Raw genomic sequence first — 21,426 nt, forward strand, 5'->3', positions numbered from 1 at the left:
GGAACGTGGAATGGTAGGCTGGAGTTGGGTAAAGAAAACAGTAAGTGTGCTTCTCCCCCGCGGGCAGTTTGCCCGGAGTGTAACTATACTTGCAGGAGGCACAGCGCTGGGGCAGGCCATTACGGTCCTGGCTTCGCCAATCCTTACACGGCTCTATACGCCTGGGGATTTTGGGACTTTAGCCGTTTATTCCTCAATTCTCAGTATCTTGACTGTAATCGCGAGTTGGCGCTATGAACTGGCGATTCCTCTACCTGAAAGGGACGAAGACGCCGCTAATCTTGTAGTGCTGTGTTTGGGTATTGTGATTTTGATGAGCCTGGTAGTAAGTTTGGGGGCCTGGCTACTAAAGGCCCAGGTCGTGCAATGGCTGAGTGTTCCTGGCCTTCGACCTTACGTTTGGCTATTGCCAATCGGCGTGTTCCTGGTGGGAAGTTATCAAGTATTCAGTTACTGGGCGACGCGAAAACAAGCATTTGCGGCTATTGCTTGTACAAAACTATATCAGGGTTTAGGAACTGCTTTTACGCAGGTGGTTTCTGGTTTAATAAATCCTCTTCCTCTGGGGCTGTTGTTAGGGCAAATTGTAGGGCAGAGTGCTGGGGTATTTACTCTTTTTAGGATGTTTTGGAGACCCCATAAGGACTTACTGAAGGCTGTTAATTCAATAGAGCTGTCAAAGGTGTTGAACCGGTACAGACGTTTTCCGTTGTATTCCTCTTGGGCAGGGATATTCAATACATTGAGCATGCAGCTTCCTATCTTGATGCTCTCTTCACTTTTTGGGGCGACCGTAACCGGTTTTTACATGCTTGCTTACCGTGTATTGTGGATACCAACACAACTTATCAGTCAATCAACAACTCAAGTGTTGCTTCCAACAGGAGCAGAAGCACGACGGCAGGGCAACGTTTCTTACTTAGTCATCTCTACTTTTAGATACTTGGTATTGATTGGTTTGCCTTATTTCGTTCTCATCGGCCTGATCGCACCGGAAATGGCTATGTTCATATTTGGAGAGAATTGGCGAGAAGCAGGTGTTATAATTCAGTGGTTGATACCATGGGTCTTTCTAGTGTTTGTCGCATCGCCATTGTCAGCCTTTTCTATCATATTAGAGAAACAATGTCAGGAAGCTATTTTTCAGATCGTTTTATTAGCAAGCAGACTTGGCGCTCTTCTGTTAGGATGGAAGCTTGGCTCTTCACGTATTGCTATAGGCCTATTTGCAATCGCCAGCACTATATGTTGGTTAGGCTATCTTGTATGGATCATGAAGGTTACATGTGTGGCGTTCCTTAAAGTAGGTATACCCACGTTGCTAAAAGAGTTTGGCATCAACGCTCCATTTTTTCTTCTTTTGATTTGTTTCAAAGTGCTAAGTCAGAATATGTTACAGCTTTTGGTCGCAGGTGGATTTACGGCCTTTTTAGTTACGGCCCTTGTTGTTTATAGATTGCACGGAGGGAGAGGAAATAGTGGTTGAGATTCGCATCAAATTGGAAGACCGATGGTGTCGTACTGACAACATTTCGGTAATAGGTGTTGGCCTTGATGGGGATTGCTTTAAAGTCGGAGAGTCCTTGGTATCCTATTTTGAACAAGTTGATAGTTGGTCAGAATTTTTTGAGAAAATCCAAGCATTAAACGGTTTCTTTGCCGTGGTGGTTCATCGCGGGGACGAGTACTATATTGCGGTAGACCGGGTTCGTAGCATTCCACTTTTTTACGCTATAAAAGAAGACGAATTCATATTGAGTGACGATCCTCAGTGGATTGAAACCAATGTTGGCAAGAACTATGATCTCGCTTCTGTCGCTGAGTTTCTCCTAACAGGTTACGTTACTGGGAACTATACGTTTAATCGGGGAATTCGACAGCTTCAAGCTGGGGAAGCCCTTAGGGTTTGCAAGAAAAATAACCTTCCTTCAATTCACTCTATGCAGTACTATGAGTTTATTACTGGCAAAGGTGAGAAGGACAACGCCCCCGAGACAGACCTATTACGGAGGCTTGACGAGGTAACGCTTGCGGCAATAGAGAGGTTGGTAAAGATTGCTAGGGGGAGAACTATAGTAATTCCTCTAAGTGGGGGCCTAGACTCGCGTTTAATTGTGATGACCCTTAAGAGACTGGGGTATAAAAATGTTTTGGCCTTCAGCTATGGAGTCAAAGGTAATTGGGAATCGCGCATTTCTCAAGAGGTGGCTCGGCAGTTGGGAATACCATGGTACTTTGTAGAGTACAGCCGTGATCTTTGGAAACAGTGGTACTGGTCTAACGAGTGTCAGAGCTATATTAAATATGCCAGTAAACTAGTATCCCTAGCTCATCTTCAAGATTGGCCTGCGATTATGGAATTAAAGACCAAAGGAATGCTTTCAGGAGAGGCTGTGATAGTGCCTGGACATACAGGAGATTTTGTAAGTGGAGGCCATATCCCTGCAGAATTGATTAGTTCCACAAGATGTGATGTCCAGAAGGTAATTCAAGCCATTTGGCGACATCATTATGTCCTCATGCCTTCTGCATTAGCTGCAGAGTATGTGGGCTTAAACGAGCAAGAAGTGCTGAGGAGCGTACGAGGACGCCTGGAGGCATATTTTGAACAGAACGAAGTGTTGACTGTAGCAGATGCAATCGGACTTTATGAGAGTTGGGATTGGGCTGAAAGACAAGCGAAGTATATTGTTAACTCTGTCCGGGTTTACGACTTTTTCGGATTAGACTGGTGGATGCCCTGGTGGGATCAAGAAGTGATGTTGTTCTGGGAACACGTACCACTGCAATTGCGAATTGATCGGAGATTGTATAAAAAATATGTAAATTACATTCAAGAGAAGTTGAGGATGGAGACTACCGTTCCCCTTAGCGCATATAGGGAAAAATTGAAATCGATTTTGAAGAAACTGGATAAAGCTGGTTTGTTGAGGAAGGTTTATGCTATGGTAAAGAAGAAATCCCACAGTCCAGCATCCGTAATCTTGGCACTTAATGGGGCATTTAATTTGGAGTCCGAACGTGAGATAAGTGTGTTAGGTGTGGCAGCCATAATACAATTGGCTCTGATTAAGTGTGAGAGTAGTGATTACAAGAAATCGTTTCCCGGCCGGGGCTTCACTGGCTTACCGTGAAGGCTTTTTGGACCGGCCGATAGTTGATGAATATGTCGAAATTCTCTGGGCTTGCATGAAACGCCTATGGCCCTGGCTTAGGCGGAAAGAATGGAACTATCAGGTGTTTCTAAGCCACGATGTGGATTGCCTGGCGGGTACAATAGACAAGCCCTGGCTCAATGTCTTGAAGGGTATCGGTGGTGACCTTGTCAAACGTAAGGATTTGAGCTTGGCCTGGCGCAGGTTCAGGGCCAAAGTCACCGGGAACTATGCTGTGGATCCCGTGAATACGTTTGATTTCATCATGAACGTAAGTGAGCGGTACGGGCTCAAGAGTGCGTTTTATTTTAAGGTTGGTTCCGGTGATAGCCGATTTGATGAAAACTATAGCTTGGACTCACCCTGGGTACAGGAATTGTTGTCCCGTATCCACAAGCGAGGTCACGAAATTGGGCTCCACACAAGTTATAATGCATATAAATAAGGATCTTGCTCGAACACGCGCCGAGTTTGAGGTTTTACTCCGGGTGGCTGACAAACTGCACATCGTCCAGGACCGGTGGGGCGGTCGCCAGCACTACTTGCGCTGGGAAAACCCCGTGACGTGGCAAATATGGGATGAGGTTGGTTTGGATTACGACGCTACGCTCGGCTTCGCCGATCACGTCGGTTTTCGGTGTGGCACATGTCGTGAGTTTCCAGTGTTTGACTTGAAAGCAAGGAGGGCGTTGCGACTGCGCGAGATTCCCTTAATGGTTATGGATGCTACTTTGTTGGAAGACAGATATATGGGTCTCAAACCGGAGCAAGCTCTCGAACAAATTGAGAAGCTCTCTAATATCTGTCATTGTTTCTGTGGGAGTTTTAGCTTGCTCTGGCACAATACAAGTCTGGTGCAGGCCTGGCAAAGAGGATTGTATCTCAACATTTTAAAAGTCGTCGCCTGGAATAACAGGGAGCAGGTTTGTTGAAAGGGGGCAGAGCTTTGCCGAAGCTGTTTTATCTAACGCTTCAGTCTACCAGAGAGGGGCAGGCAGCTCATGCACATGTACACGAAATCCTGAAGGGTTTGCGCAAAAGAGGGTGGCAGACGGTACTTTTTGAGCCTCGTTATCCTAAAAATTGCTCTTCCCCTTCTCTTTTCAAAAGATTTTGGGAATTTATAGTTGTTCAAGTTAGACTCTGGCGGCAAGTTTGTTGTAAGGATCATCCATCGATTCGAAAGTACGAGGCAACGGTGGGCAAGGAAGAAGAACGTCGCAGGGAATTCACTCCCCTGGTAGCGCGCACGGTGCTCTGGGTAACGGCTCTTGGAGCTTTGGTGTTAGTGCTCTTTAGCCGCTGGATTGTGCTTTTGCTTTATTCCGAAGCTTTTCTACCGGCAGTGAGCGCATTACAGGCATTGCTGGTTGGAATTGTGGCTCTCAGCGCCGGACGGGTCTTAGCTAATGATATCGCTGGACGAGGATTTCCGGGACTAAATATTTATACTGGCTCGGTCGCTGTGCTCACCAATGTGGTTTTAAACCTCCTGTGGATTCCACGCTATGGGATTGTCGGTGCGGCCTGGGCTTCAACCGCCTCATATACGGTTTCGTTCTTGAGTGCTCTCTTTTTTTACTGCCGACTCTCCGGTAACCGCTGGACCAGCGTGGTGCTTCCCCAGCGGGGTGATTGGATGATATATTTAAAAACCGGAAAAGCCCTCTTTCAGTGGGCCTGGGCCAGGGTGAGGGTGGTGTTATGAAGTGGGGCTGAGATAAAAACCTTGTAAGGGTACTCGATAGAGATTGCGAGGAGTCACGATAAGTTAGAGGTGGGGTCTTAATAATCATGAGGATTGGTGTTTTAGCTTTCTATGGTAGACAGAAGAAACCGGTAGCATCAAATCGGATTTACGGTCTTTGTCAGGGTCTCTCAAAACAGGGTTTGGAAGTCTATCTTTTCACGATTCCTACCTCATTGGGTTCGGAGGAATGTTTTGACCTTTCTTTCTGTAAGGATATCGTTGAATTCTCGGCTTTCCCCATACCTTTTTCTCTGTATGAGATGGGACGAAGGATGTTGCAAAAGGTTGTCTTGAGGGGTTTATTTCCCAGGTCCTTAGAAGCGCAACGGGCACGTGAGAGAACGAGGTGGTTGAGCGCTTTTCAGGAAATCCGAAAAAAGCTATGGCACTGGAGGTATAGCAGTCCTGTTTTCCGAGATGATACGAAATCGGGGGGATATTTTGTTTTTAGAGGGTTTACCGCTCTGAAACTCCTTCGATATATTTGGGAAAATAACGTTAGGGTTCTGTTCACGAGTCATGGTCCTTCCATGTCACACGAGCTTGGGCTGTACCTTAAGAGGAAAATGGGCACAGATATTTACTGGGTTGCCGACTTTCGAGACCCTATGGTTGGTGATAGTTATGTGTTTATAGAGTCCTCAAAAAAGCTCAGAAAACTTCAGAGAGACACTTTTGTTTTTGCTGATTTGGTAACTATGGTTTCGCATTCCATGATTCAGGATGCTTTGGAGTTTGCGCGTGCGGAGGGTATAGATGTTGATAAGAAAAAGTTTTTTTGTCTCTACAACGGTTTTTCTGCGGTAAACTTGGTTCCGGATTCGGTAGAGGGGTTTTTACCGGCCAAAAAGCTGAGAGTCAGTTACACAGGAACAATATACCCGGGGAAGCAGGATCTCACAACGCTCCTTCACGCCCTTTCTCATCTTTCCGAAACGGAACGCCAGGATGTAGAGTTCGTTTACGCTGGCCGCCAGGCTGATTTTGTGAGACGTCTGGTCGAAGAACATCACCTGTCTTCTTGCTGTCGTGTGCTGGGAGAAGTCTCAAAGGAAACTGCCTTGCAGATTCAGCGCTCGTCTGATGTGCTCTTACTTTTGAAAAGCGACGATGACCGGGGTATTTTCACCGGCAAATATTTTGAGTATCTATCCAGCGGGCGACCGATTTTGGTTTTAGGCGATAAGGACGAGGAGTTCAACAAGGTTGCATTGAATATGGGAGGTGTAAGGATTGTACCGAACGGTTCCAGGGGTGTGAAGGAAATCGTTGAGATTTTGAAAGCTCTTTTGACAAAGGACATTGATTCTCAGGAAAGAATTTGGACACTTTTTGGCGAGCGCAAGATGGAAGAAGTCAATCGCTTCCACTGGGATTATCTTTCACGATGTTTGTACGAACGCATAGTTCGAGACCTGGAGGATGGTGTTTTTATAACTTGAGAGGCCTTGATTTTCAAAGCTTTGTGGAGAACTCCTACCAACACATGAAGCGAACGGTACTCTTCGTCCTCTCCTCCCAGTGGGAGGGTCTCCCTACCGTCCTCGTCGAAGCTATGGCCTGCGGGTGCCCGGTGGTTGCCACCGACTGCCCCTCAGGACCGAGGGAGATTCTCGCAGGCGGAGAGTATGGCATCCTCGTTCCCCCCAAAGACCCGGAGAAACTCGCCCAGGGAATCCTCCAAGTTCTTGAAAATCGAGACTTGCAGAGAGAACTCTCAGAGAGAGGGAAGCAAAGAGCCCTGGATTTCACCGTGGAGAAAGCTGTGGAGGAGTATGTGAGGCTTATCGAGAGATGTTGTAGAAGCGGGGATTCGCTCGGGTAATGTGAGGGGGAAAGATTTTGAAAATCCTCGTTTTGTCCGGTGGCATCGGTACGGGGTTGTGGCCTTTATCGAGGGAGGAATATCCCAAACAGTTTCTGCGGATTTTGGGAGAGAAATCGCTCTTGCAGCTTACGGTGGAGCGGTTCCTCAATTTCTGTGCTCCTCAAGATATTTTCATTGTGACGCAGAAGGATAAGAAATTCCTGGTGCAGCGAGAAGTTGAGCGATATGGGCTTTTGGAACCACAGTTTATCTGCGAACCTTTTATGCGGGGAACAGCTTTTGCGGTGCTTCTGGGTGTTGCGCGCCTCAAGGAATTGTTTGGGGGAAGCGATGAAATCATCTGTGTGACTCCTTCGGATCACTACGTGGAGCGAAATGAGGAATTTCTTTTGGCTCTGGAACAGATGAAGAATGTCCCCCCGAACTTCTACGTTCTTTTAGGAATCCCACCCCAGAGACCCTACCCCGGTTATGGATATATGAAAAGGGGGGACTCCTGGGGGAAAGGGTTCTTTCGGGTAGAGTGTTTCGTGGAAAAACCTTCCCCCGAAGAAGCGGAAAGACTTCTGCAGGAGGGTTCTTATTTCTGGAATAGCGGTATTTTCTGCTTTCGCCTGGAAGACTTTGAGCGGATAGGATTGCCTTTCTTCGAAGATTTCGTTTTTCCTGGTGACAGTGCATCTGCGATTCTGGAACGGTATCCTTCTTTCCCCTCGCTCTCTTTTGACCGCCTGGTGTTAGAAAAGAGTAAGAATCTCCTCCTTTTCCCCTGTGACCCCGGCTGGTCTGATATCGGAACCTTCGATGCGCTTTATGAACTTTGGGAAAGCGATAACCATTCTATTCGCTCCTTGGAGAGTCGGGGGAACCTGGTGATTGAAACCGGGAAAAAGCTCGTGGTGCTCATCGGCATCGAAGAAACCACGGTGGTGGACACCGAGGACGTATTGCTTCTCGTGCGGCGGGGAAAAGGCTACCAGGTGAAAACACTGCTTCAGGATTTCGAAAGAGAAGACACCAAAGTGGTGCGCAGCGGCCTCACCTCCTATCGACCCTGGGGGTACTTTAAAGTCCTGGAAGAGTGGGAACGATTTAAAATCAAAAGGCTCGTGGTGTACCCGGGGATGAGTCTGAGCTTACAGCTTCACCACCACCGCACGGAACACTGGGTGGTGGTGAGAGGGGCGGCAAAGGTTACCGTGGGAGAAAAGGTTTCTTTCCTTCACGAAGGTGAAAGCATCTTCATCCCCAAATCCACGCAGCACCGCCTGGAGAACCCCGGAAAGGTGGACCTTGAAGTTATCGAAGTGCAAAACGGCGAGTACCTGGGAGAAGACGACATTGTGAGGCTGGAGGACGTATGGGAGAGGGAGTGAGGAGGGAACGGGTTGCCACAGTTTACTTGGGGCGTAGAGGCGGTGGCAATCTCTACTCTCTGAATTTAGCTCGAGAACTCGAAAAGTATTTTGACCAGCTCTGTTTGCTCTCCTCTTTTATAGAAAATAAAGAGGACTGGCAGGGTTTTCGAAAAATCCACTTTGTGAATACCTATCGGGACCTGCGGGAATATCTTGTTTCTCTTGTTTTCCGAGGAGCCATCAAGGAAATCAAGGGGAAGATACTCGAGGCTGGGAGCTCCATAGTTTTCTTCCCCATGGCGCATCTCTGGAGTGCAAGCATTGTTGTTGCCTTGAAGAAAGCGAATCCGGAAATAAAAGTAGTGACCACACTCCATGACCCCGTCTTCCACCTTGGTGAAGGGAATCTCTGGTTATGGTGGCTTCAGTACCGTCTCATCAAAAATAGCGACGGTTTGGTTATTTTAAGTGACGTTTATCGAGATACGCTGGTTCGACGGTATCGTTTTAAAAGCGAGAAGATACTCACCTTGCCACATGGTCCCTTTCATGATTTTCGCTTTAAGAAGAAAGCTATAAGGGAATTCGAAAAAAAGGGTCCCGAGGAATTTTTAATTGGATTTGTCGGGCGCATTAGACCCTACAAAGGTCTCAAAGTACTCCTCGAGGCCTTTTCGAGCTTGCAAACTGTAAACCCACACCTTAGACTCTTAATCGCTGGAGATGGAGATCTAACCGCTCAAGAAAAGCGACTCTTAGACCGCCTTCCTTCGGGAAAAGTTCTCTTTGTGAACCGGTGGTTAACCGACGAAGAGATTGCCTACTTCGTTGACTTGAGCGATGTTATCGTCGCTCCCTACACCGGTGGCACCCAATCGGGCGTGGTGGCTATCGCCTTTGCTATGGATAAACCCGTGATTGTTTCCGATTCCGGGGGGTTACCGGAGCAAGTAGGATATGGAAAATACGGCCTCATCACTAAAGCCGGTGATGTACACTCGCTGAGTGCAGCGATAATGCGGCTTTATGAAGACGAAGATTTGCGACGAACTCTTGTTCGCAACGCTCGAGAGTATATAGAACATTCTATTAACTGGGGGAGCTTAGCACAGAAATTAGCCGATTTTCTCGTATCTGTGTAATACAATAAAGGAGAAAGTAATGGTTCTGAGTGTTTTTCGGTGTTTCCACCTCTTTATGGTTTTGCGAGCGCCGCAAAACAGTCCGGCGGTTTTTCAGCTGTTGTAAGGATGCGCCAGCATCCTTTTGTTTTTTCTTTCCTGCGGTCAAAGGGTTTCCGCGCTTTAAAAAGAGAGACTGCTTCGCTTCGCTCGCAGAGACAGCCCTCCGCCCGTCGTTCCGAACCACGGAGTGGTGAGGAATCTTGATTTTGTGGGAGAGACTGCTTCACAAACGAAAATACGAGTTTGCAGAGACAAATTTGGGGGCGAGAATACGAGTTCGCAAGACAACCTTGGGGGTGAAAAGCGAGACCGCTTAGCTCAACGAACAAACGAGGCTCGCGGTGACAAATGAGGGGGCGAGAAAGCGAGATTCGCAATGACCACCCTAACCGGTCACTGCAGGCTGCACGAGGCGATCCCTCTTTTCGGAATGGTTGTTTTTGTGGTTTTCCTGGTTGGAGGTGGGGTTTGGTGGGGGATGCATGGGATTCCTGGAAAGCTGGTGTGAATTTCGAGGGGAATTGTTTTCCGTATCAGGCATTCACCAGCACACTGATATTAATACTCCGGGGGAAACTTGACAGGAAGCTATCTGGAGGGATATAGAAGATTTGTGAGTGTGTATGGGGGAATATACCCTACTTGATAGGTTGAGTGAATCGCATTGGAAAATATGGTTACTGTTTTTCCTCTACCCCCTTTTCGTAGGGATTTTTGTCCAGTTTGTTGCCTTACCCCACCTTTTCCCTTCACTCCACGCCGGAGAAGGGCTTTTGCAAGGAGGAGACTGGCTGTACTTTCACCGGCTGGCGAAGGATTTAGCAGAGCGTATCAGGGCTGAAGGGTGGAGAGCGTGGGAACTTCGTCCTGAAGGTCAGGCTCCAGCAGGAATCGCAGCGATTTTCTACCTCTTCTTTGCCCCTAAACCCTGGGTCATGCTCCCTTTCAACGCCCTGGTGCATGCCCTGGGTGGTATTGTCCTTTTCTTTCTGGTGTATGACCTTGTGGGGGAGAGAAGCAGCGCTTTTCTGGCCACGCTACCTTTTGTTTTCTTCCCCTCGGCGATGAACTGGTATGCTCAGCTGCACAAGGACGGGATTTTTGCTCTGGGGGTTCTGCTCTTCCTCTGGGGCTGGTGCATGCTGGTTGAAAGAAAACGTGGGGTTTTTTCGCTTTTTGCCATTGCCGGGGGGAGCCTGGTTGTCTGGGTTGTGCGTCCTTACGCTGTGGAGATTTTAGGGTTTTTGTCTCTGGTGGCCGCTCTGGCTCTCAGTCTGGCTATGCTTTTCCGGAGGAGAAAGCCAGAACTATGGTGGGTGACCCTGGTCTTTCTCTGGGTCGCGGCATTCAGCGTGAACGGTATTGCCCGCATTGAGAAGCCCATTGGGAAGCCTTTAACCCACCCCTGGTCCTATTCACCCTGGGTACCGGATTTTATTGAGGAAAAACTTCGGGGACTGGCCGAAGTTCGAGAACAGTACCGCTTTATCGACCCTGAGGCCATGGGAAACATCGACTGGGAGGTCACTTTCCACAGTGTCGGCGATGTCCTCCGGTATATCCCCAGGGCTGTTGTTGTGGGATTTCTGGCGCCTTTTCCATCTGACTGGCTCAAAGAGGGGACTTCTCCGGGAGGGGCTTTGAAAAGACGGATATGTGGTCTAGAGATGGTCGTGGTGTACCTCTCCCTTTTCTTCTTCTCCCTTACTTTCTGGCGGTACGGGAAAATACCCCTGGTGGTCGTTTTCTTCTTTGCATTCCTCATGCTCCTGATATACGCTCTGGCTTTTCCCAACCTCGGCCCCCTGTACCGGGAACGGTACGGGTTCCTCATGACCCTTGTGGCCCTGGGGATTGGTGGGTGGTATGTGGGTGTCAGGTTGGGAAAGACTGGTAAATTCAGGGGGGTTCCATGAAGCTAAGCAACGGTCGCTTAGAATACGAAAGGTCCTTCCACGACGATGATTACGGTCGGAGAAAAGAAAGGGAGAGGGTGAGACGCTACACGGAAGGTATTGATGAATACGCCTACCGGTATTTCTGGCAGGAAATTCATGGATATCTCAGGAGGCTCCAGACGGAAAACGCTCGATTCCTGGACTATGGATGTGGGGAGGGGAGTGTCGCGCTTCGTTTGTGGGAGTCTGGGGCAAGAGAGGTTTATGGTATCGATATATCTGAGGGGATGATCATGAGGGCCAGGGCCCGTCTCCCTCAAGTGGATTTCAGGGTTATGAATGCTGAGGCTCTGGACTTTCCTGATGAGTTTTTCGACCTTGTTGCTGGTATTGCGATTTTACACCATCTTGACCTTCGAAGGGCAATACCAGAGCTCTATCGGGTTTTAAAAAGAGGAGGGGTTGCTGTTTTCTGCGAACCAATGGGGCATAACCCTTTTATTAACCTGTTCAGGCGCTTAACTCCAGGTGCCCGTACCCCTTTTGAACACCCCCTGAGGCTTGTAGATCTTGAGTACTTCCAGAAGTACTTCAAGCTTGAGAAGAAGCATTTTGTCCTGTCCATTTTGCCCCTTTTGCCTTTTCGCCCTCTGCTGGGGAAAAACTTTCGACGCCTGGTCCAGCGATCGTGGAATATCGACGACGCGCTCTTTCGGCTTTGTCCTTTCCTGAAAAAGTACAGCTGGATTGTCGTTTTGACATTTTTGAAGGAGTGATAGGGAAAGAGCAATGAACCACCGTATTCTCTTTCTCGCCACCGTCGACAGCCACATCTTCTACTTCCACCTTCCCTTTATGAAGCTTCTGCGCTCTCTTGGGTACGAAGTGGAGGTAGCAGCGGGGGAGGCGGGGTTTCGGGAAAGGATTGAGCGTGAAGGATTCCAGGTGCATCCCATTCCCTTTTCCCGCCGCCCGTTGAGTTTTTCGAATTTCCTGAGTTTCTGGAGGCTTTTCCGGCTTTTGCGAGAAAGGTGCTATGTTCTCGTGCACACCCACACTCCGGTGGCGAGTTTCCTGGGAAGAATCGCAGCGAAAATAGCCCGGGTGCCTCTTGTACTTTACACCGCCCATGGGTTTCACTTTTTCCGGGGAGCTTCGTGGAAAGCCTGGCTTTTCTGGTACACCGCCGAGAAAATCGCCTCCTTTTTCACCGATGCGCTCATCGTTTTGAATGAGGAGGACTTTGAACACGGAAAAAGGTTGGGCTTTATTCCCGGGGAAAATCTCTTTCTCGTCCCCGGGGTGGGGGTGGAGTTAGAGCGCTTCCGCAACGTCAATTCCTCTCTGCGTGAAGAATTGGGGATAGGAGATGACGAGGTGGTTGTGACCTGTGTGGCGGAGTTCACGCCCACCAAGAACCATTCCTTTCTTCTTGCAGCCTGGAGGGAAGTGGCAAAAAGGTTTGAACATGCCCACCTGCTTTTCGTGGGCGATGGGGAGCTTCTGGAAAAGACGAGGGTTTGGGCAGAACGGGAGTCCCTTCCCCGAGTGCATTTTCTGGGGAAAAGGGAGGACGTTCCTGCTGTTTTGTCCGCTTCCGATATCGTGGTGCTCGTCTCAAAGCGCGAAGGACTCCCCCGGGCGCTCCTTGAAGGGATGGCGGCGGGAAAACCCCTTGTGGCTACCGATGTTCGGGGGAACCGGGACCTTGTGGAGGATGGGGTGAACGGGTTCCTCGTTCCCCTGGGGGATGTCGGGGCGCTTGTTGAGGCTCTGGGACGGCTCATCGGGTCGAAGGGGCTGCGGGAGAGAATGGGTGAAGAAAGCCGCAGGAAAGTCGAGGCGTATTCCCTTGAGCGGGTGTTGCAGGAGATGGAAAGGATTTACCGGAGGTTTCTCGAGAGGTACGCTTGAGAAGTTGGGGGCTGGGTGATCGTTCCTTGGTTTTATAGGGTGCGAGACCCTTCGGAAACGAAGGTACGGCTTCACAGAGACACTCCTCTCGCCCGTCATTCCGAACCACAATCCCCGCTCGTCATTCCGAACCACAGAGTGGTGAGGAATCTCGATTTTGTGGTGGGGAGGTTGCTTCGCTCAACGAAAAAGCGAGGCTCGCGGTGACCACCCACCAGTCTTTGCGAGGGCTGAAGGCCCGAAGCAATCTGGTGGTTGAGACTGCTTCGCAAGCGAGACTACGAGCTCGCAGTGACACTCTCTTGTTGGGGCAAAAAGCAAGACTGCTTCGGAAACGAAAAGACGACCTCGCAGTGACAAGAGAAAAGGACGAAAAAACGAGGCTTGCGGTGGCACTCCTCATTGGTCATTCCGAGCCGTTTCTTCTTCAGTCCTTCCGAGCCGCGTAGCGGCGAGGAATCTCTGAGACTGCTTCGCAAACGAAAAGACGAGCTCGCAGTGACAACTCTCGGGTAAAAAGCGGGACTGCTTCGCCAAGCGAACAAACGAGGCTCGCAGTGACCCCTGAGAGGCGAGATTGCTTCGCAAACGAAAAAACGAGCTCGCAATGACCAGCCTGGGGGACCACTGCGAGGGCTCTCTTTCTCTGTCACCGCGAGGAGCAAAGCGACGAAGCGGTCTTGTGTATTTCCGGTGAATGTGAGAATGCCGGGGCTTTGAAAAAACGAGACCACTTCGAAAACGCAAATACAGCCTCGCAGAGACCACTCCCTAACCCCGTTATTCCGAACTTATTTCGGAATCTCGGAGTTTCCATCGAAAGCACGGAGTGGGAAGGAAAGGTAGGGGATGCTGGAATGATGGAAACCTTGAAACGAGTTCAGCATGACGAGCGCAAAGTGTTTGTCAATTCAGGATGATTTTTGCTTCTTGCTAACTCTGAGTATCAGCCGGAATCACCGTTTCTCTTTGTTTACCTGGGATGAATATGTTTACAACCTCTTGAATTTTGCGGCAGTATCCTTGAACTTCCCCCAGTTTGGTGGAGGAAGATTGTGTGTATAATCGGTTGAGGGATGCCAAAGAATGGAAAATGGAAAAGTGTTTCGTAGAAAGGGTTCGGGAATTCAAGTTGGAGATTCTTCGCCTCTCCAAGAGGAAGAGCAGTCTGTAGCTTGAAGCCTGAGTTTGATATACGGGAAAGTCTTACCTTCAGGTGGAAGAAAGCTTTTCGGGAGGACCCGCAGGAACCTTTCCCCGGCAAAGAATCTCGCAAAAGAGAAAGCTCTGTGCGCCAGCTATAAAGGGATTTCAAGAGAGTTACGGAAAGAAAGGGATATTTTAAAAAGCGCATGAACCATTGAGCCACACCACGATGAAGTTTCGTTTTATGGATGGGTAGCGCCCCTCTTCTCGATAGAGACGGCTTAAGGCTCGAAAGTTTCGGTGAGCGGTTATAAAACCGGAAACTGATGAGGCTTCCTGAAGCCTTTCGGGAGAGCCACAGGAACTATGGGAGGGGAGGATACCGCTTTACTCAGGAAGGGTTTTTGTGGTGAGGATGAGGTAGCGAAATTGATGCGTTCAATGGGTCTTCAGGGTAGATGTAAGGGTTATCGAGGAACCACCAGATCTTCCCACTCTCACCGCAGATTTCCCAATCTCACCCAGAATTTTCAATGTGGAAGAGAAATGCATCTTGCTCCTCATCACCTCTATTCCCCAGAGAGAAGGTGGCTACCCGGCTGTTACCCTGGCTACTTTCGCAAGATTGTAAGTTGAGGAAGTGGGGAAGCATTCACTTCCGGCACTCACCATTGCCTCTGGCAAGCTCAAGAAAGAAGGAAACCATCCTCCGTTCTTTTATCACTCCGATCAGGGATTGCAGTATGGGCATCCTGCCTATCAGGGTATCTTAAGGGAATGCGGATTTCTGGGTAAGTTATCCGGAAGGGCAATTGCTATGGGGGCTCTTGCGTGGAATCATTCTTCAAAACCCTAAAAACTGAGTGTATCGGGAAAGAACGTTATGCCACTTGCGGAGGAAGCCAAACGGAGTCTCTTTGCCTATATGGGGGAAGTCCAGTGCTCAAGACTCTTCTTTTTGGAGATAATTTTCGATAACGCTCAGGAAGTCTTCGGCGTTGGAAAGGATATTTGCAGCCTCTTCTCTCGTAACCTCTTCTTCGTAGTCATAGTCCCCTATGTTCCTTGCTCGGAAGGCGTCACGAAGCATTTTGTGGTATTTGCTGGGAATCACCTGAGATTTCGCAAAGTGCTTCCCAAAAGCCGCTATCACACCAGAATGTTTCGAAAAAGAAAGCCCTTTTTTGAGAAGAGCTGCTTCAGCTGCATAGAACATAGCGTAATAAACCCGTGAGACAGCAAAACCGTAGTACTTCTCTCGGAATAACATCTTTGCTGCTTCAAGGCTTTCTCTGGCCTTTCTGATTAGTCTTTCGATTTCGGTTTTCAAACAAAGACTCCTTCTTTTTTCACATTCATGAAAATGGGTAACTGTTTTCGGTAAAAATCTTCGGCTCTCGCTGGGATCGCTGAGATAAGGACCTGATAATCAAGGAGCTCCAGAACCTCTGATTCAATCTCCGAAATCCGGTGGACCTCTTTCCAGAAATCACTTATATCTTTTAGAAGGATGAGAAGATCGATATCAGATTCCTCATCCGCTTCGTCCCTTGCATATGAACCATACAGAATCACCGCGATTAGGCGATTACCGTAGACTTCCTGAAGTTTGTCTTTAAAAAGCTGTACAGCCTTTTTGTGGATCGCCTTCATGGATTGTCCACACCTCTACGGTTAGCTTTCTTAATTATAAGGGAACTTTGGATGAAGAGGGAAGGGGTTAAAGGGGGCATTGGTAGTTAGGTCTTTGATTTTTTTGGTTTTTGGGGAGATGCTGAAGCAATTTCAGACTGCTTCACCCCTTTTTGGGTGTCATCGCGAGCGCAGCAAAGCAACCCCCATACTCTAAGAGCGAGACTGCTTCACAGAGGAAAGTACGAGTTCGCAGAGACAGCCCCCTCGCTCGTCGTTCCGAACACAGAGTGGTGAGGAATCTCGATTTTGTGGTGGGGAGGTTGCTTCGCTCAACGAACATAAGAGGCTCGCGGTGGTGAGAACCCTGGGGTAAAAACAGGAGTCGCTTTGATGCCGGTGCAACCTTGGGGTGACCACCCTCTAAAACATCACTGTAAGCAAGGAGAACGGAAGAATCCCGGTGTGTGCTATAATTGCAAAGCAGAAATACGTTTTGAGTGGGGTTTGTAGATGCGTAAGGAAAGCACCATCTGGGATGTGATTGAGGCGCTGCCTCCTGAACTTCAGAAAGAAGTGGAGGATTTTGCCCGGTTTTTACTGGAGAAAAGGGGGCGCAAAGCCACAAAGAAACCACTCTTTTCCTGGGCAGGAGCACTCAGGGAGTTACGCGACCAGTACACTTCGGTGGCTTTGCAGCATGCCATAGCACGCTGGAGAGTAGGAGACGGTGAGGTTTCTCGTTGATACCAATGTATTTCTTGAAATCCTCCTGGAACAGGAACGCGCTGAAGAAGCAAAGAAATTTCTTTCGCACCCGGAAAAGTACGGGTTGTTCCTCTCTGATTACTCCCTCCACTCCATCGGCATCCTGCTTTTTCCGAAAAAATAAGCACCAGGCATTTCGAGACTTCCTTGACGATGTGATTTGTAACGCCGGCGTGCGGCTTTTGCATCTTTTACCGGAAGATATGGGGATGGTTATCGATGCTGCTTCTCGCTTCAGACTCGACTTTGACGATGCATACCAGTATGGGGTGGCGACAAAGTATAACTTAGAGATTGTGAGCTTCGGCGCCGACTTCGATCGTACCGAACGGGGGAGGAAATCCCCTGGAGAGCTGGTGAGCGGGAACGATTGAACATCCTCGCGCCTCTTTTCAAGCCACTCCGGTTACAGGAGACCAGCGCGTTTCTTCTGTTTACTGCATGGTTAAGGGAATCTGGAGCTCTGAACCAGGTAGAGGGTGATACTCCCCTGTGGTACCGCGAGGGCTTTTTATTCGTTACAAGCGCAGCGGTTTCGCGCATCCCCCGTGTCCTGCGAGGAACAGAGTGATGAAGTAACCATCGTATTCTAAAAAGAAAGAGACTGCTTCGCAGACGAGACTACGAGCTCGCAGTGACACTTTTCGTTTGTCGTTGCGAGGGCTGGAGGCCCGAAGCAATCCGAAGGGACTGCTTCGGAAACGAAACGACGACCTCGCAGTGACCCCTTCTTCAGTCCTTCCGAGCCGCGTAGCGGCGAGGAATCTCTGGGATTGCTTCGCAAACGAAAAAACGAGCTCGCAGTGACAACTCTCGGGTAAAAAGCGGGACTGCTTCGCCGAGCGGAACGACGACCTCGCAGTGACCCCCATACTTTGTCACCGCGAGGAGCGAAGCGACGAAGCGGTCTCGCATTTCCACGAGGTGGAGAGAGGGGAGACTGCTTAGCTGGGCGAAAAAGCGAAGCTCGCAGTGACAAATGGAAGATCACTGCGAGCGAAGCGAAGCAGTCTCAGGAGATTGCTTCGCTCAATGAACAAACGAGGCTCGCAATGACCGCCCAAAAGGCGAAAAATGGGACTGCTTCGGAGGCGAAAATACGACCTCGCAGTGACAAGAGAAAAGGACGAAACAACAACCTCGCAGTGACCTTTTTGTTGGTCATCGCGAGGGGGCGAAGCCCCCGAAGCAATCCCCGAACTTGTTTTTGGAATCCCGGATTTTACTGCAGTGAGAGAACCATCCAGGGCAGAGGGAGTACTCTGTTTCCATTCTCACCAACAAAGGCAGCCGGGTTCTCTACGTCTGGAGTGACCAAGAGTCTGCAGCGCAGAACGTATGAACACCAGGGAGGTCTTATGAGAGGTTTTGCAAAGCGCTATGTGAAAGCGATGTGAGAGGGTGTGGTAAGGCCCTGTTTTATGGTTTAGCGGCTTTCTGTGAGAGTTTGCTGGATCCAGTCCATGACTTTTCTGGCAATCCTCAGGGCTTTCTGAGCGTCTTCCTGGGTTGGCTGACCCTGCGGTAAGAGACCAATGTCAGGTGGATAGCGAAACCGGTACACACGATTCAGGAAATCCAGCTCTGAGGGCTCGACAGGTAGATGTATACCGCGAGCTTCAAACTCACTGCTCAGCTCCAGAAGGTTATGAGTTCTCCTGATTTTTATGTCTTTTTCAAGAAGGAAGGCCTTGAGCCCTTTTTCCACGGCCTGCTGGGCATGGAAACAGGTTTGGCGATATATTCCCATTTCAAGGGCTTTCTGGGCCATGATGAAATCTTCAAGGGCATAAGATAACCAGACTTCAGTGATTCTTTTCATAAAGGACCTTGCCCCGCTCCAGAATGTCTTCGATGAAGTGGCTTCCTTCTTTTCTCAGGTACTCGATTTCTTCCGGGGTGTAGACGAAGATGTCCAGAGCAATGCGGGGATAACCAAGCAGTGCCATGACTTCCATGGCTCTTTCCAGTGGCCTTTTGTCGCTGTTTTTGATGAGCAAAAGGTCGATGTCGCTTTCCTCTTTCACCTCACCACTTGCCAGCGAGCCAAAGAGGATTATTTTCTCCGGCTGGTACTTTTCGATCAAAAAACTCACGATTTTCTGTAACTCTCGAGTGAGAAGTTCTTTTCTTTGCCAGGCGAGTTCAAGACTGGACTCTTTCATCCCCACAATAATCAACTCCGGCTTTATTTACCCTGAGTATTGACATACCCCGAAGGGGCCAAAACGAACCATCTGTCCTCCCCTTGGGATTATTGTATCTCATTCTCACATCTATCAGCTACTTTTCCACCGGTTGTAATAGAGGCGCACTCTTCTCCCCAAACCATCAAGGTGCTTCAAGAACAGGGCTGGGACATCCTGCGAGTATCGGAGGTTTTACCTTCCAGCGCAAAGGACCTCGAGGTTCTTGCATTTGCTCGCCGAAAACAGCGGGTTGTCATCACCCAGGACCTGGACTTCTCGGTTCTTCTGGCGCTCTCGGGATACTCCTCTCCGAGTCTTGTCACCCTGCGTTTGCCCTTTCCAGAGCCTGAAACCGTTGCCCGGAGGCTCCCCATAGAACTCTGAGGATATCCCATTGAAGCCGTTTTCTCTTTGAAGGGCCGCTTCGTATATTTCCGAGCCACTTCTTCTGTCTTTCCAAGCCGATTCTTCTCCCTTCTTTCCGAAGCCACTGCTTTTCTGTCCTTCCGAAGCCGCAAAGCGGCGAGGAATCTCAGAGACTGCTTCGCTCAACGAACAAGCGAGACTCGCAGTGACAACCTTTTCACCCGTCATTCCGAACCACGGAGTGGTGAGGAATCTCGCCTTTTGGGGGAAAGAGACTGCTTCGGAAACGACACCACAACCTCGCAGTGACGCCTTCGCCAGTCACTGCGAGGGCCGAAGCCCCGAAGCAATCCGAAGGGACTGCTTCGGAAGCGAAAAGACGACCTCGCAGTGACCCCTTCTTCAGTCCTTCCGAGCCGCGTAGCGGCGAGGAATCTCTGAGATTGCTTCGCAAACGAAAAGACGAGCTCGCAGTGACAACTCTCGGGTAAAAAGCGGGACTGCTTCGCCAAGCGAACAAACGAGGCTCGCAGTGACCCCTGAGAGGCGAGATTGCTTCGCAAACGAAAAAACGAGCTCGCAATGACCAGCCTGGGGGTCACTGCGAGGGTTTCTTTCTCTGTCACTGCGAGGGTTTTTTCCCTTTGTCACTGCGAGGAGCGGAGCGACGAAGCGAAAGTCGGCGGACGTATTTCCCGCCGTTGCGAGGAACGAAGTGACGAAGCAACCTCGTGAGATTGCTTCGCAGACGAAAAAACGAGGCTCGCAATGACTCCTGAGAGGAGAGACTGCTTCGCAAGCGACACTACGACTTCGCAGTGACCGCCTGAAAGGTGAAAGAAGCGAGACTGCTTCGGAAACGATACTACGACCTCGCAGTGACAAGAGGAAAGGACGAAACTACGACCTCGCAGTGGCAGAGAAAAAGGGCAAAACGGTGGCCTTGCGGTGGCAGAGGGGAAGAGTGGAAAGGCGAGTTTGCGGTGACGCAGCAGAAGGGTCACTGCAGGAAGCGGAACGGCGAAGTAACAGGAAATGTGCGACCGTTTCTTCTGGAGAGTAGGGGTTCGACGTTGCGACCGGATGGAGAAAACTCGAAAGCACCATTGTGCTACAATGAAGGCGGGGTTCGTGATGAGGAAGCGCGCTTACCCGGCAGGCAAAACCTGGGAAAAAGAACTGGCGAGAATTGTGGAGAGGCTTGTGCGGCAGTACCATCCCGAGAAAATCGTACTCTTCGGTTCCCTGGCTAAGGGCGAAGGGTCCAGCGAGAGCGACGTCGACCTTCTGGTGATTAAACGAACCGGGGAACGGAGGGTGAACCGGCGGGTGGAAGCCTTAAGGGGTATTTCCCGAAAAATCCCCCTTGACGTCATCGTCCTGACCCCGGAAGAAGTGGAATTCCTCCGCAAAGAAGGATCGCCCTTTATTCGGGAGGTCCTCTCCACGGGGAAAGTGCTCTATGAACAGAAACCCCTGGTTTGACTATGCCCGGGAAGACCTGCAGGCGGCAGAAGTACTCTACAACCAGGGGATATATCGCCTGGCCTCCTTTCACGCCCAGCAGAGCGTGGAAAAGCTCCTGAAGGGGTTACTCTGGAACCAGAAAGTGAACCCTCCGAAAACCCATGACCTCGTTTTTCTGTACCAGAGGGTCAGGAGGCGGTACCAGAGCCTTTCCCTTGATAAAGAGGAACTTGAGTTCTTGAACGGCCTGTACATCGAATCCCGTTATCCCGCCGACCTTGGGCTTTTACCGGAGGGAGAGCCCACGGCTGCAGATGCCAGGAGAGCTCTGGCTATTGCCCGGGAGGTTCTCGGGAGGGTCCGGGAAGTTCTGGGTCGTGTTTCTTCGGACTCAGGATAATGGTTCCACTGTTTTGCGCCGACCGCCGTTTCTCCATGTTTCCTGTCTTTCCAGGTCACACAGCGGCGAGGAATCTCTGAGGAGAGACTGCTTCGCCAAACGAAAAAACGAGGCTCGCAGTGACACTCTCTTGTTGGGGCAAAAAGGCGGGACTGCTTCGGAGACGAAAAGACGACCTCGCAGTGACCCCATACTTTGTCACCGCGAGGAGCGAAGCGACGAAGCGATCTCGCATTTCCACGAGGTGGGGAGAGGGGAGACTGCTTCGCTGGGCGAAAAAGCGAAGCTCGCAGTGACAAATGGAAGATCACTGCGAGCGGAGCGAAGCAGTCTGGCATTGCTTTTCTGTCGTTACGAGGGGTCAAAGGCCC

21 protein-coding genes are annotated in these 21,426 nt (G+C 49.9%); 17 read left to right on the forward strand and 4 right to left on the reverse strand.

All coding sequences use genetic code 11. The features are described from left to right. The first annotated feature begins 10 nt into the window (after positions 1 to 10). From ACPT9Q_RS06110 to ACPT9Q_RS06165, 12 genes are all read left to right on the forward strand, one after another. Positions 11 to 1,486, forward strand: a complete 1,476-nt coding sequence (locus ACPT9Q_RS06110; RefSeq protein ID WP_427365242.1) for an oligosaccharide flippase family protein — start codon at positions 11 to 13, stop codon at positions 1,484 to 1,486. Next, the gene (locus ACPT9Q_RS06115; protein ID WP_427365243.1) at positions 1,479 to 3,134 is read left to right on the forward strand and encodes an asparagine synthase-related protein; all 1,656 of its coding nucleotides are present in this window, start codon (positions 1,479 to 1,481) and stop codon (positions 3,132 to 3,134) included. The genes ACPT9Q_RS06110 and ACPT9Q_RS06115 overlap by 8 nt, the downstream gene beginning before the upstream one ends. Continuing rightward, the gene (locus ACPT9Q_RS06120) at positions 3,085 to 3,600 is read left to right on the forward strand and encodes a DUF7033 domain-containing protein (RefSeq protein ID WP_427365244.1); all 516 of its coding nucleotides are present in this window, start codon (positions 3,085 to 3,087) and stop codon (positions 3,598 to 3,600) included. Before ACPT9Q_RS06115 ends, ACPT9Q_RS06120 begins: the two co-directional genes overlap by 50 nt. A 43-nt stretch (positions 3,601 to 3,643) precedes the next feature. After that, a complete protein-coding gene (locus ACPT9Q_RS06125; RefSeq protein ID WP_427365245.1) occupies positions 3,644 to 4,087 on the forward strand; it encodes a hypothetical protein in 444 nt (147 codons plus the stop codon). A gap of 14 nt (positions 4,088 to 4,101) precedes the next feature. Next, positions 4,102 to 4,863 (forward strand): polysaccharide biosynthesis C-terminal domain-containing protein, encoded by a 762-nt coding sequence (locus ACPT9Q_RS06130; protein ID WP_427365246.1) that lies wholly within the window; start codon positions 4,102 to 4,104, stop codon positions 4,861 to 4,863. A gap of 86 nt (positions 4,864 to 4,949) precedes the next feature. Further along, positions 4,950 to 6,347 (forward strand): glycosyltransferase, encoded by a 1,398-nt coding sequence (locus ACPT9Q_RS06135; RefSeq protein WP_427365247.1) that lies wholly within the window; start codon positions 4,950 to 4,952, stop codon positions 6,345 to 6,347. A gap of 44 nt (positions 6,348 to 6,391) precedes the next feature. Next, entirely contained in the window at positions 6,392 to 6,730 is a 339-nt protein-coding gene (locus ACPT9Q_RS06140; RefSeq protein WP_427365248.1) for a glycosyltransferase, read from the forward strand. Positions 6,731 to 6,747: 17 nt separating this feature from the next. Then, positions 6,748 to 8,109 (forward strand): sugar phosphate nucleotidyltransferase, encoded by a 1,362-nt coding sequence (locus tag ACPT9Q_RS06145; protein ID WP_427365249.1) that lies wholly within the window; start codon positions 6,748 to 6,750, stop codon positions 8,107 to 8,109. Continuing rightward, complete coding sequence (locus ACPT9Q_RS06150; protein ID WP_427365250.1) at positions 8,094 to 9,233, forward strand: glycosyltransferase family 4 protein; 1,140 nt, start codon at positions 8,094 to 8,096, stop codon at positions 9,231 to 9,233. The genes ACPT9Q_RS06145 and ACPT9Q_RS06150 overlap by 16 nt, the downstream gene beginning before the upstream one ends. A 692-nt stretch (positions 9,234 to 9,925) precedes the next feature. Then, positions 9,926 to 11,191 (forward strand): hypothetical protein, encoded by a 1,266-nt coding sequence (locus ACPT9Q_RS06155; protein ID WP_427365251.1) that lies wholly within the window; start codon positions 9,926 to 9,928, stop codon positions 11,189 to 11,191. A gap of 77 nt (positions 11,192 to 11,268) precedes the next feature. Beyond that, positions 11,269 to 11,949 (forward strand): class I SAM-dependent methyltransferase, encoded by a 681-nt coding sequence (locus ACPT9Q_RS06160; RefSeq protein WP_427365252.1) that lies wholly within the window; start codon positions 11,269 to 11,271, stop codon positions 11,947 to 11,949. Between the two features lie 13 nt (positions 11,950 to 11,962). Further along, positions 11,963 to 13,087, forward strand: a complete 1,125-nt coding sequence (locus ACPT9Q_RS06165) for a glycosyltransferase family 4 protein (RefSeq protein WP_427365253.1) — start codon at positions 11,963 to 11,965, stop codon at positions 13,085 to 13,087. A gap of 2,089 nt (positions 13,088 to 15,176) precedes the next feature. Here the strand turns inward: ACPT9Q_RS06165 and ACPT9Q_RS06170 are convergent. Next, on the reverse strand, positions 15,177 to 15,563 hold the full coding sequence (locus ACPT9Q_RS06170) for a HEPN domain-containing protein (RefSeq protein ID WP_427365254.1): 387 nt from the start codon (positions 15,561 to 15,563) through the stop codon (positions 15,177 to 15,179). Beyond that, the gene (locus ACPT9Q_RS06175; protein WP_427365255.1) at positions 15,560 to 15,886 is read right to left on the reverse strand and encodes a nucleotidyltransferase domain-containing protein; all 327 of its coding nucleotides are present in this window, start codon (positions 15,884 to 15,886) and stop codon (positions 15,560 to 15,562) included. The genes ACPT9Q_RS06170 and ACPT9Q_RS06175 overlap by 4 nt, the downstream gene beginning before the upstream one ends. Positions 15,887 to 16,378: 492 nt before the next feature. Here ACPT9Q_RS06175 and ACPT9Q_RS06180 point away from each other — a divergent pair, with 492 nt between their 5' ends. Next, positions 16,379 to 16,612, forward strand: a complete 234-nt coding sequence (locus ACPT9Q_RS06180) for a DUF2281 domain-containing protein (RefSeq protein WP_427365256.1) — start codon at positions 16,379 to 16,381, stop codon at positions 16,610 to 16,612. A 5-nt stretch (positions 16,613 to 16,617) separates the two neighbouring features. After that, complete coding sequence (locus tag ACPT9Q_RS06185; RefSeq protein WP_427366731.1) at positions 16,618 to 17,007, forward strand: PIN domain-containing protein; 390 nt, start codon at positions 16,618 to 16,620, stop codon at positions 17,005 to 17,007. Positions 17,008 to 18,059: 1,052 nt separating this feature from the next. Here the strand turns inward: ACPT9Q_RS06185 and ACPT9Q_RS06190 are convergent. Together ACPT9Q_RS06190 and ACPT9Q_RS06195 are read right to left on the reverse strand one after the other, a co-directional pair. Further along, a complete protein-coding gene (locus tag ACPT9Q_RS06190) occupies positions 18,060 to 18,455 on the reverse strand; it encodes a HEPN domain-containing protein (protein ID WP_427365257.1) in 396 nt (131 codons plus the stop codon). Beyond that, positions 18,439 to 18,798 (reverse strand): nucleotidyltransferase domain-containing protein, encoded by a 360-nt coding sequence (locus tag ACPT9Q_RS06195; RefSeq protein ID WP_427366732.1) that lies wholly within the window; start codon positions 18,796 to 18,798, stop codon positions 18,439 to 18,441. The genes ACPT9Q_RS06190 and ACPT9Q_RS06195 overlap by 17 nt, the downstream gene beginning before the upstream one ends. Before the next feature lie 171 nt (positions 18,799 to 18,969). On the opposite strand from ACPT9Q_RS06195, the gene ACPT9Q_RS06200 reads away from it, so the two are divergent. The 3 genes from ACPT9Q_RS06200 to ACPT9Q_RS06210 all read left to right on the forward strand — a co-directional run bounded on the left by ACPT9Q_RS06200 (position 18,970) and on the right by ACPT9Q_RS06210 (position 21,055). Next, positions 18,970 to 19,206, forward strand: coding sequence for a DUF5615 family PIN-like protein (locus tag ACPT9Q_RS06200; protein WP_427365258.1), 237 nt, complete (start codon positions 18,970 to 18,972; stop codon positions 19,204 to 19,206). A gap of 1,116 nt (positions 19,207 to 20,322) precedes the next feature. Continuing rightward, complete coding sequence (locus tag ACPT9Q_RS06205) at positions 20,323 to 20,673, forward strand: nucleotidyltransferase domain-containing protein (protein ID WP_427365259.1); 351 nt, start codon at positions 20,323 to 20,325, stop codon at positions 20,671 to 20,673. Further along, positions 20,651 to 21,055, forward strand: coding sequence for a HEPN domain-containing protein (locus ACPT9Q_RS06210; RefSeq protein ID WP_427365260.1), 405 nt, complete (start codon positions 20,651 to 20,653; stop codon positions 21,053 to 21,055). Before ACPT9Q_RS06205 ends, ACPT9Q_RS06210 begins: the two co-directional genes overlap by 23 nt. The last annotated feature ends 371 nt before the right edge of the window (positions 21,056 to 21,426 follow it).

Origin of the sequence: Candidatus Caldatribacterium saccharofermentans, from assembly GCF_050267035.1 — a bacterium.
In the GTDB taxonomy this organism is placed as follows: domain Bacteria; phylum Atribacterota; class Atribacteria; order Atribacterales; family Caldatribacteriaceae; genus Caldatribacterium; species Caldatribacterium saccharofermentans.

Bases quoted from the DNA above. Each gene is read 5' to 3' on its own strand.
- ACPT9Q_RS06110 (WP_427365242.1), top strand. From the start codon at position 11: ATGGTAGGCTGGAGTTGGGTAAAGAAAACAGTAAGTGTGCTTCTCCCC.
- ACPT9Q_RS06135 (WP_427365247.1), top strand. From the start codon at position 4,950: ATGAGGATTGGTGTTTTAGCTTTCTATGGTAGACAGAAGAAACCGGTA.
- ACPT9Q_RS06140 (WP_427365248.1), top strand. From the start codon at position 6,392: ATGAAGCGAACGGTACTCTTCGTCCTCTCCTCCCAGTGGGAGGGTCTC.
- ACPT9Q_RS06150 (WP_427365250.1), top strand. From the start codon at position 8,094: ATGGGAGAGGGAGTGAGGAGGGAACGGGTTGCCACAGTTTACTTGGGG.
- ACPT9Q_RS06165 (WP_427365253.1), top strand. From the start codon at position 11,963: ATGAACCACCGTATTCTCTTTCTCGCCACCGTCGACAGCCACATCTTC.
- ACPT9Q_RS06175 (WP_427365255.1), bottom strand. From the start codon at position 15,886: ATGAAGGCGATCCACAAAAAGGCTGTACAGCTTTTTAAAGACAAACTT.
- ACPT9Q_RS06180 (WP_427365256.1), top strand. From the start codon at position 16,379: ATGCGTAAGGAAAGCACCATCTGGGATGTGATTGAGGCGCTGCCTCCT.
- ACPT9Q_RS06185 (WP_427366731.1), top strand. From the start codon at position 16,618: ATGTATTTCTTGAAATCCTCCTGGAACAGGAACGCGCTGAAGAAGCAA.
- ACPT9Q_RS06190 (WP_427365257.1), bottom strand. From the start codon at position 18,455: ATGAAAAGAATCACTGAAGTCTGGTTATCTTATGCCCTTGAAGATTTC.
- ACPT9Q_RS06195 (WP_427366732.1), bottom strand. From the start codon at position 18,798: ATGAAAGAGTCCAGTCTTGAACTCGCCTGGCAAAGAAAAGAACTTCTC.
- ACPT9Q_RS06205 (WP_427365259.1), top strand. From the start codon at position 20,323: ATGAGGAAGCGCGCTTACCCGGCAGGCAAAACCTGGGAAAAAGAACTG.
- ACPT9Q_RS06210 (WP_427365260.1), top strand. From the start codon at position 20,651: ATGAACAGAAACCCCTGGTTTGACTATGCCCGGGAAGACCTGCAGGCG.